Genomic DNA, 1,426 nt, shown 5'->3' with positions numbered 1-1,426 from the left:
AAATAATAAGGAAATGCATTATGAAAGTTGAGCTAACGGCAATTGAAGCACGAGTAATTGGTTGCTTGATTGAAAAAGAAGTGACCACCCCCGACCAATATCCCCTCAGTTTGAACGCGTTGACCAACGCATGTAACCAAAAAAGCAACCGTGAGCCAGTGATGGCATTGTCAGAATCTGACGTCCTTGATGCTGTTGATGCGTTGATTGAGCGTCGACTTGTCAGCGATGAGAGCGCTTTCAATAGCCGTGTTAGCAAGTACCAACATCGTTTTTGCAACACCGAGTTTGGCGATCTTAAATTGTCGGAGCAAGAGAAGGGCATCATCTGTTGCATGTTACTGCGCGGAGCGCAAACGCCAGGCGAGATCCGCACTCGAACCAACCGCCTTGCCACTTTCCACGATGTAAAAGAAGTAGAAGCTGTACTTGAGCATCTTGCTAGCGAAGATAAAGGTCCGCTTGTGGTGAAGTTACCTCGTGAAGCTGGTAAGCGTGAATCTCGTTACATGCACTTGTTCTGTGGTGAAGTCGATGTGTCAGCAATGGCTGCGGCAGTTCCTGCTACTTCATCAAGCTCAGAACGTGTCGCTCAGTTAGAGCAAGAAGTTGCCGAGTTAAGAGAAGAACTCGATGCATTGAAAGCGCAGGTAGAATCTCTACTTTCATGAGTGAAAGCGTTGAGCAGCACTGGAGCGTTTATCTGATCCGCAATAACCGTAATGCACTGTATTGCGGTGTTACCAATGACATCGAAAGGCGATTTAAACAGCACCAACTTGGCAAAGGCGCAAAAGCGCTCAAGGGTAAAGGGCCTCTTGTTTTAGAGTGGTCGACTAGTTTCGACTCAAAAGTAACAGCAATGCGCGCTGAGTATTTCATCAAACAACTAACCAAGAGCAAGAAAGAGCAGTTGGTTGAACTCAAAGCTTTGATTGCCGTGGATGACAATCAGCAAGTGATGTTTGAGTCTTGCTCTCAAAGTTAACGGTTCATCGTGACCGTTTGAGTGCCTGTTTTTCGGATTCTTAAATTTCAATTGTCTTTTATAAGCCGCCAACATTGGCGGCTTATTTATATTTATTGATACAGCTGACTAATACGGCCGAGCCCGATACATCCAAGCTTCTTGAGATAAAAGCAGAATACCATATGGACTTTGGGTATATCATGTATGGCTATTCTGACGCATAATGGCCCGATGTTCTGTTCCAAGTAGACAAATTTACTATTGAAACAAACACTCAGTGGAAGGTAGATTACAAGAGTAAAGGATGACTCGGCTAGGTCACAAACAGAGCTGAAGTAGGCTCAATAAAAAAAGCTAAAAGAGCAATAAATGAATAAAGCGTTAGTATTGTCCCTGATTTCAATTGTCGGCATGTCTCCGGCTTCACAAGCCTCTCAGGTTCTTAACGGCTACTGG

At 44.5% G+C, this 1,426-nt stretch carries 2 protein-coding genes; both read left to right on the top strand.

From position 1 onward, the window contains the following. Positions 1-20 precede the first annotated feature (20 nt). Positions 21-671, top strand: coding sequence for a YceH family protein (locus R8269_RS24370; protein ID WP_005499314.1), 651 nt, complete (start codon positions 21-23; stop codon positions 669-671). Then, positions 668-988, top strand: a complete 321-nt coding sequence (locus tag R8269_RS24365; RefSeq protein ID WP_005463466.1) for a GIY-YIG nuclease family protein — start codon at positions 668-670, stop codon at positions 986-988. Before R8269_RS24370 ends, R8269_RS24365 begins: the two co-directional genes overlap by 4 nt. The last annotated feature ends 438 nt before the right edge of the window (positions 989-1,426 follow it).

Source organism: Vibrio sp. Vb0667 (genome assembly GCF_033391095.1).
This window is presented reverse-complemented; position numbering and strand designations above follow the sequence as displayed.

What these genes read in the sequence shown, in the direction of transcription:
- R8269_RS24370 (WP_005499314.1), top strand. Translation starts at nt 21, where the DNA reads ATGAAAGTTGAGCTAACGGCAATTGAAGCACGAGTAATTGGTTGCTTG.
- R8269_RS24365 (WP_005463466.1), top strand. Translation starts at nt 668, where the DNA reads ATGAGTGAAAGCGTTGAGCAGCACTGGAGCGTTTATCTGATCCGCAAT.